Below are 8,163 nucleotides of genomic sequence, written 5' to 3' on the forward strand. Positions count from 1 at the left end.
GAATGACGGTCTTGAGTGTAGTGGCAACGGCGGATAGGTCGGCGGCATTTGAGCCAGGACGGGCCGCCAAGGCAGCCCGTCAAAACACCATCACGCCTTCGCTTCCCCACCCAGCGCTTCCACCACTTCGCTCATCATCTTGGCCAGTTCGCCGGTCATGAGCATCATGTCGTTGTCGAAGCGCTCTTCATCGTTGCGCGTGCTGGTGTCGCTTTCCTTGATCACATCGAGCGGCTTGATGCCCTTGATCGCCAGCGACTCGGTCAGCACGAACGAAATCTTGTCATCCCACGTCATCGCCAGGCGCGTGCACTGCTTGCCTGCCGCGATGTGACGGCGGATATCGTCCACTTCCAGCGCATGCTTGACGTAGCGTACCGCCGCCTTGCTCTCGCCAGTGGCGCGCAGTTCGGTATCCTGGTCGATCGTGAAGCCCACCGGCGCTTCGTCGGTTTCCAGCCAGGCCGTCATGACGGCCACCGGCGAGCGCTGCACGCGCAGGCTTTCCAGCGGCATGCGGTCGACCGCCTTGAGCAGCAGCTTGATGACTTCATCCGCCTTGGCCGGGCTGGCGGCGTCGACCACGAGCCAGCCGTTGACCGGATCGATCCAGGTGAAGGTATTGCTGCGGATGCTGAAAGCGCGCGGCAGCAATTCATCGGCCACCCGTTCCTTGAGTTCCTTCATGGCTTTCTTGCCCGGCGCGAAGCCCTGGGCTTCTTCCAGCTCGGCCGCCTTGGCCTTGGCCACCTGGTTGATCACCGACGATGGCAGCAGCTTCTTTTCGGTGCCCAGCAGGATCAGCATCTGCTTGTTGACGGTGTGAACCAGCATGCCGTTGTTGCGCGGCGAATCCCAGCCCTGGCGCAACAATTCGTTACTGGTGGCCGGAACAAAACTCATGGGCGCCAGCGCCGCTTCGAGTTGCTCAGGAGTGAATGCCCACGGTGCGGGAAGACGGTAAATCTGAAGATTCTTGAACCACATTGTGCTTTACCTTGTTTGAGTCAGTATTTACAGCGGGGTGAAGCAGGAAGGCGCGCAAAGCCGCTTTCACTTCCTGCGTAACGGCCTGTTCATTGAGCGAATGGCGTCGACGTCAGCGCTGTCGAGCCGCCGTCGAACTTCAAACCGTCGTTCCCGCGCAGGCGGGAATCCATAGCACCGCTGTGCAGAGGTGCCATGGCCCCCCCGCCTGCGCGGGGGCGACGATGCTTTTTTGACAGGACTTGCGTCGTCCGCGACAAATCATCTGTGCGAAGGGAACGACATTTTACACGTCCGCATCGGCGAACAGGCTTAACTGTTCGAGGTTTTCGGCCTCGCCCAGGCGTACCCCGACGCCCAGCAAGCGCACAGGCTGCTTGCCGCGCGCATAGCCGGTTTCCATCAGTTTGGCGTATTGCCCCACGTGTGGCGCGGTGCCAACACATTCCACGGTGGTCTGGTGAAAGTCGGAAAATTTGAGTTTCACGAACAGCTTTTGCACGCTTTTCCGGGCGCCGGCGCGGGCGATGCGCGCGTTCAGGTTGTCGAACAGTTCCGGCAGCAGGGCGATGCAGGCCGGCAGGTCGGGCACGTCCGGCGTGTAGGTTTCCTCCACGCTGACCGACTTGCGCTCGCGCTCGTTGCACACGGCGCGGTTGTCGATGCCACGGCACAAGTCATGCAGGCGGGTGCCGAAGCTGCCGAAGTGATGTTGCAGTTCGAGCATGGTCCAGTTGCGCAGGTCGGCGCAGGTGTGCGCGCCCAGGTTGTTGAGCTTGGCGGCGGTGACCTTGCCGACGCCGTGCAGTTTTTTGACCGGCAAGGCGGCCACGAAAGCGTCGACTTCGTCCGGACGCACCAGGCACAGGCCGTCGGGCTTGTTCCAGTCGCTGGCGATCTTGGCCACGAACTTGTTGGGGGCCACCCCGGCCGAGGCGGTGATGCCGACGGTCGCGAAGATGCGCTTGCGGATTTCCTGCGCGATCAAGGTGGCGCTGCCTTTGCAGTGGGGCGAGTCGGAGACGTCGAGATAGGCTTCGTCGAGCGAGAGCGGCTCGATCAGGTCGGTGTAGTCGCCGTAAATGGCCAGGATCTGGCGCGAGGCGATCCTGTATTTTTCCATGGCCGGTGGAATCACCACCAGCTCGGGGCACAGCTTGAGGGCCTGGGCGGTGGCCATGGCGGAATGGATGCCGTAGCGCCGTGCTTCATAGTTGCAGGTCGCCACTACCCCGCGCTGGCCCGGCTGGCCGCCAACGGCCAGCGGCACCTCGCGCAGGGCGGGATTGTCGCGCATTTCGACGGCTGCGTAGAAGCAGTCGCAGTCGCAATGGATGATTTTTCGGGCTGGGGCGTTCACGCGGGATGCTGTGCCCGGCTGGGGGCAACTACTGTAATTGCATACAGTATTCACTGAAATGGGATTTGTTGCAAGTTGGAAGGCCTGGCTTGTCTCCACCGGTAGGGGAGACAAGGGAAAGCTCAGCTCAAATGGCTGCGGATCATCGCCAGCGTGCTATCGGCAAAATCATCCACATGCACCTTGGCCGCGCGGTATTTCCAGCGCTTGATGTACCAGTCCTGGAACATCGCCACGATGTGCGCCGCCAGCAAGTCCGGCTTGCCGCCCGGAGCCGGCTTGAGCTGGCCGATCATGTCCGCAATTTCAGCCTGAATCGACAGCTCCGAATTTTTCGCCATGCCGCGCTGCTCGAAACTGAGCACGCGCGAATCCATGTACACAAAGTAAAACCACGGCTGCAGGATTTCGGACAGGTAAATCGTCGCCCGCACCAGCGATTCCAGCCTTTCCAGCGGCGCCTGCACGTGCAGGAACATGCGCGGCAACTCCTGGCTGGCATGCCGCACCACATCCTCGATCATTTCCGCCAGTTGATCCTTGCTGTCGATATAGCCGTACAGCCCGCCCATCGACAAACCGGTCTCGCGGCACAGGTCGCGCAAGCTCATTGCGCGAAAGCCGACTTCATTGGCCAGGCGAAAAGTGGCACCGAAGATTTTTTCCATGTTTTCCAGCGCCGGCTTGCGGCGCTTGACGCCGATCCGCTCGGCGTGACGGTCGACAAGGTAGGCCCAGATGGTGTCGCCATTGAGCGGCGTCATCTTTTCAAACTGGGCGAAGTCGAAGCGGGTGGACACCAGCGTTTCCATAGTTGCGTCTAGCGCTAGAGTTGGTTTCGGGAATGATTATAGCTCGTTAAAACCACAGATAAATTCAAACCACAAAACAAGGCCTCCGTATGCTGCACTGCGCGATGCTTTCCGCATACGCCAGTGCTACATTCAAAAAACCGAGCGCTCGCTCTAATTCATGAAACAGCCCAGGCAGGGGCGTTTTCTCGGTAGCCGGAGGAATGCCCAGCTCGCACTGTGCAACTCCAGTTTACGTCGTCAACTTCACACAAAAACCATCATCATGGAGACAACAATGAAGAATCGCTTTTGGAAGTGCCTGTCCGTTTTTCTCATCGCCATCCTCGTCGTTCCCGCCCCGGCCCTGGCTGCGGGCTACACGCAAACCAAGTATCCCATCGTGCTCGTACACGGCCTGTTCGGCTTTGAAAAGCTGGGCCCGGTCGAGTACTTCTACGGCATCCCCTCGGCCCTGCGCAGCGGCGGGGCTAAAGTCTATACCGTCACCGTCTCGGGCGCCAACAGTACCGAAGTGCGCGGCGAACAATTGCTCTCGCAAGTGAAACAAATCATGGCCGCCACCGGCGCCGCCAAGGTCAATCTGATCGGCCACAGCCATGGCGGGCCGACCGTGCGCTACGTCGCCTCGGTGGCGCCCAGTCTGGTGGCGTCGGCCAGCTCGGTGGCGGGCGTCAACAAGGGCTCGAAGATCGCCGACATCCTGACCGGCAACGCGCCCGAGGTGGGCAATGCGCTGGCCAACGCGGTGGCCGCGCTGATGGATTTCCTCACCGGCCGTTCCGGCTTGCCGCAGGATGGCGCGGCCGCGCTTAAGTCGCTCAGCACGGCCGGCTCGGCCGCCTTCAACAAGCGTCATCCGCAAGGCGTGCCGACCAGCGCCTGCGGCGAAGGTGCGAACCATGTCAACGGCGTGTATTACTTTTCGTGGAGCGGAGCCCAGCCCTACACCAATGTGTTCGACGCGATCGACCCGTTCATGGCGCTGACCGGCGCGGCGTTCGGCGGCAAGAACGATGGCCTGGTGAGCAGCTGCTCGAGCCGCCTGGGACGCGTGATCCGCGACGACTACGCCATGAACCACCTCGATGAAGTGAACCAGTTCATCGGCATCGTCAACCTGTTCGAAACCAGTCCGGTGACGGTCTTCCGTCAGCAAGCGAACCGCCTGCAGGCGCTCGGTCTGTAAGGAGGCCGCCATGACCGCACGCATGCAATGGAAGAGGTTCGGGGCCGGCGCGCTGGTGGCCGCTTTGCTGGTGGCCGCTTATCCGAGGCCGGAGGTGGCCGCCGTCGCGGCGCCGCCGCCGTCCACATCGGACCCGTTTGCGTTCGTGCGGTCGATGGAAGGCACCAGGCCGGACGGCGACGTGCGCCTGGGCGCCGATGGCCAGCTGGTGGTCGACGCCGAGCTGGGGCATCTGTTCGACTACTACCTGGCCGGGCTGGGCGAGAAGGATTTGCAGGCCATCCGCGCCGAAATCGAGCGCGAGCTGGAGCGCCGCTTCGCGCCCGCTCCAGCGGCGCAGGCCAAGCGCTTCCTGGCCAGCTATCTCGATTACAAGCGGGCGCTGGCCGATGCCGAGAAGACGCTGGCGCCGCAGGCCGACCTGGCCAGGTCGGCACGCGCGCGCCTGGCGCTCAAGCAGCGTTTGCGGCCGCAGTTCTTCAGCGCGGCCGAGGCGGCGGGGCTGTTCGGCGCCAGCGACGCGTATGACGCCGATGCCCTGGCACGGCTCGACATCGAGCAGAACGGCGCGCTGACGCCGGTCCAGCGCGAACAGCAGATGGCGGCGCTGGACACGCGCATGCCGGCGGCGCTGCGCGAAGACCGCGAGGCGCCGACCAAGGTGATCCGGACGGAAGCGTCGGTGCGGAAGCTGCGCGAGCAGGGTGCGGGCGACGACGAGGTGTATCGCTTGCGGGCGGCGGCGTTTTCGCCGGAAGCGGCCAGCCGGCTGGCCGATCTGGATCGCGAAGAGGCTGCGTGGAAGGGGCGCATCAAGGCGTATCTGGCGCAGCGGGCGACTGTGGCAGCGGGCTCGGAGGCGGTGCAGCAGCAGGTGCGGGATCAGCATTTTTCGGCTGATGAACAGCGCAGGCTGGGGGCGTATGAGTAGGTAAGGGCTTCCATCAAACCGCAGCGCTCATAGCCGTCTTCCCCGCGAAGGCGGGGATCCATAGCACCTTTGAGCATAGGTCCTATGGATTCCCGCCAAGGGGGCCGCCCAGGCCGGGAAAGACGGCTTTACGTATGGTGGCCGATATCAGCTATCGACGTAAAAAAGGGGACGACCAGCAAGCCGGTCGTCCCCTCTTTCATGCGGCGGCCGGGCCGCCGCATTCACTTACATTACCACGACAGTTTCAGCGAGTACGCGCCGCTGGTGGCGCCCGTGCCGCCGCTGTAGTACTTCACGCGGACATAACGGGTGGTGGTGGTGGTGCCGGTGTTGGCGGTGCTCAAGCTGTCGGCTACGCCGGCGCCGTTTTCACTCATCGCCACCTGCGTGCCCGATGCGTTGTAGGCGTACAGATCGTAGTCGGCGCTGCTGCTGCCGATCGTCAGTGCCGCCGACAGGGTTTTACCCGCCGGCAGTTGAACAGCGAAGTAGTCGGAATCGGTGCTCGAACCCATGTTGCCCTTGACGACCGTGCCGCTGACCGTCACCGCATTCGCCGACGCGGTCGTGTTGTTCGCTTCCGCTTCGTTGATGGTGGTGCCCGCCGGTGGCGTGGTGCCGCCGGTGACCGATTTCACGGCCGCCAGCGCATCGACGATACCCGTGCCGCAGCTGTTGCAGGTTGCCGGGAAAGCGCGTGCGGTCGACTTCAGCTTGCTTTCGATTTCATCCGGCGTCAACGCCGAATTCTTCGACAGCATCAGCGCAGCAACACCAGCCACGTGCGGGGTCGCCATCGAAGTACCGGCGTAGTTGGCGTAGTTATCCGCGCCAGGTGCGTTGGTGCCGGCGTTCAGGGTCGACAGGATCAGGCCGCCGGTGTCGCCACCAGGTGCCGCCACGTCGATCAGGGTGCCGTAGTTCGAGTACGAAGCGCGGCCGCCATCCTTCCTGGTTGCGGCAATCGCCACCACGCCCGAGCAGTTCGCCGGGCTCGAGCCACTCACGTTCACGTTGTCGTTACCAGCGGCGACAATGACCACGGTGCCGCGCGAACGGGCGCCGTTGATGGCGTTCTGGGTGGTGGTGTCGCAAGCGCCACCGCCGCCGAGCGACATGTTGATCACGCGTGCCTTGTTGGCATTGGCCGGCACGCCGGACACGGTGCCGCCCGATGCCCAGGTGATCGCGTCGGCGATGTCGGACGTGTAGCCGCCGCATTTGCCCAGTACGCGCAGCGGCAGGACCTTGGCGTTGAACGCCACGCCGGCCACGCCGACGCCGTTGTTGGTCTTGGCGGCGATGGTGCCGGCCACGTGGGTGCCGTGCCAGCTCGAATTCTGGCTCTGCAGCGGACGGCCGTTGCCGCACTCGCCGGCGGCGACAGCGTCGCCCGGATCGCTGGCATCGGCGTCACGGCCGTTGCCATCGTTGGCGATCTTGGTGTCGGTGATGAAGTCGTAGCCGCCGACGAACTGGCCGGCCAGGTCGGCGTGCGGACGGAAACCGGTGTCGAGGACAGCGACGACAACGCCGGTGCCGGTCGACAGATCCCAGGCGGCAGGCAGGCGCAGGCCGCCGGTGGTGTCGCCGTAGTGCCACTGCTCCGAGTAACGCGGATCGTTCGGGGTGAACAGCGGATGCATGATACGGTCCGGCTCAGCGTACTCGATACTGGTATCGCGCTCCATCAGGTCCTTGGCGATGGCTGCCACTTCCTTGACGTCCATTTTCTTGTCGAGCTTGAGAATCTGGGCACCGTTGGCGGTGGTGTGCAGCGCCTTCATGGTCAGGCCGAACTGCTGGCCCGAACGCTGGACGATCGCCAGGCGTTCCTTGCCGCCTGCCGCCATCAGGGACGCGCCCGGCACGACGGGGCCGGTTTCCTTGTACTTGACGATCATGCGATCGGTGGTCGTCGCTACCGGGGCGATCTTCGCGTTCGATTCGATATCGAGCACGCTGGCGTGAGCGAACACCGGGCCGACCGTGATCACGGCGGCGGCGCAGAATGTCAGAAAGGATGGGTACTTCGATTGCGAATGCTTCATTGTCGTTCCTTAAGTTTTCCGATGAACATTTTATAAAGGGATAGATGGCAGCGTGTCGCCGTCGCCTTCCCATTGTCTCCACGTTGTTCTGCAACGTAGCCCCGCCTTTTGTCAGCGAGCGTTGTACATTACTGTGATTCATGTCGATTTTTGGAAATTTCCAACCGGATTCGGCGGTTTTGCAACACAAAAAGCCAAAAATTTTTCTGCGAGCAAAGTTAATTTGGCAATAGTTGCGTTTTTCCAAATGCAAACTTGTTCATTTTTGTCTATTTCTGAACATTCGACTGAAAATTGTCTAAATATGAACAGTTTTTGATAAGCAATGAACATTGCGGCCCGGATGAAGGTCGAGATCGGATGAATGATTCAGAACAATTTCCTGTGCTACCGTGAATATGCTGTAGACCGTCGGAATCTGCCGAAAGTTCAGGCAGGCCCATTCGGATCGAAGGGATTTTGTTGTCGCGGATCAAGGCAGCGGGACCTTGTCGGACATCTGCCCGGAATCCCGTGCGGCAGCGGGTTTTTCACTCTGGAAGAGAGATCAGCTTGTGGGAAAAAGCCTGACCGAAAGGTATAAAGTCATCAATTACTTCGGCATGCAGTCTGACATACGGGCACGACGTTGGCTTACTTCACTCCGGTCAGCAATCTGACAGTAGGGCACGGCTTAATCCTACGAACTTAGGCCGACTCCTAACCTGAATTTTGCATAAAAAAGGGCAAGAATGCCGTAAGTGATTGATAAAATGTGAGTTATCGAGAAACACAGCTATCAACAAAAACGCCACCTTGCCCGACATGAATTCTACCTCAGAGCAGCTCCG

At 61.6% G+C, this 8,163-nt stretch carries 6 protein-coding genes; 2 read left to right on the forward strand and 4 right to left on the reverse strand.

All coding sequences use genetic code 11. The features are described from left to right. Positions 1-90: 90 nt before the first annotated feature. From F2P45_RS23370 to F2P45_RS23380, 3 genes are all read right to left on the reverse strand, one after another. Positions 91-987 carry a recombination-associated protein RdgC gene (locus F2P45_RS23370; protein WP_054265203.1) on the reverse strand — a complete coding sequence of 299 codons (897 nt, stop codon included), beginning with the start codon at positions 985-987 and terminating at the stop codon, positions 91-93. A 286-nt stretch (positions 988-1,273) separates the two neighbouring features. Next, on the reverse strand, positions 1,274-2,347 hold the full coding sequence (gene dinB / locus F2P45_RS23375; RefSeq protein ID WP_166880393.1) for a DNA polymerase IV: 1,074 nt from the start codon (positions 2,345-2,347) through the stop codon (positions 1,274-1,276). A 122-nt stretch (positions 2,348-2,469) separates the two neighbouring features. Then, complete coding sequence (locus tag F2P45_RS23380; protein ID WP_370663303.1) at positions 2,470-3,147, reverse strand: TetR/AcrR family transcriptional regulator; 678 nt, start codon at positions 3,145-3,147, stop codon at positions 2,470-2,472. A gap of 289 nt (positions 3,148-3,436) precedes the next feature. On the opposite strand from F2P45_RS23380, the gene F2P45_RS23385 reads away from it, so the two are divergent. Beyond that, on the forward strand, positions 3,437-4,348 hold the full coding sequence (locus F2P45_RS23385; protein WP_166880394.1) for a lipase family alpha/beta hydrolase: 912 nt from the start codon (positions 3,437-3,439) through the stop codon (positions 4,346-4,348). Positions 4,349-4,358: 10 nt separating this feature from the next. Continuing rightward, complete coding sequence (locus tag F2P45_RS23390; protein ID WP_166880396.1) at positions 4,359-5,279, forward strand: lipase secretion chaperone; 921 nt, start codon at positions 4,359-4,361, stop codon at positions 5,277-5,279. 233 nt (positions 5,280-5,512) lie between these two features. Here the strand turns inward: F2P45_RS23390 and F2P45_RS23395 are convergent, their stop codons facing one another. Next, positions 5,513-7,333: a S8 family serine peptidase gene (locus F2P45_RS23395; protein WP_166880398.1), complete on the reverse strand. Its 1,821-nt coding sequence runs from the start codon at positions 7,331-7,333 to the stop codon at positions 5,513-5,515. Positions 7,334-8,163: the final 830 nt, after the last annotated feature.

Origin of the sequence: Massilia mucilaginosa (genome assembly GCF_011682145.1) — a bacterium.
In the GTDB taxonomy this organism is placed as follows: Bacteria; Pseudomonadota; Gammaproteobacteria; order Burkholderiales; family Burkholderiaceae_D; genus Telluria_A; species Telluria_A mucilaginosa.

Bases quoted from the DNA above. Each gene is read 5' to 3' on its own strand.
- F2P45_RS23370 (WP_054265203.1), bottom strand. From the start codon at position 987: ATGTGGTTCAAGAATCTTCAGATTTACCGTCTTCCCGCACCGTGGGCA.
- F2P45_RS23385 (WP_166880394.1), top strand. From the start codon at position 3,437: ATGAAGAATCGCTTTTGGAAGTGCCTGTCCGTTTTTCTCATCGCCATC.
- F2P45_RS23390 (WP_166880396.1), top strand. From the start codon at position 4,359: ATGACCGCACGCATGCAATGGAAGAGGTTCGGGGCCGGCGCGCTGGTG.
- F2P45_RS23395 (WP_166880398.1), bottom strand. From the start codon at position 7,333: ATGAAGCATTCGCAATCGAAGTACCCATCCTTTCTGACATTCTGCGCC.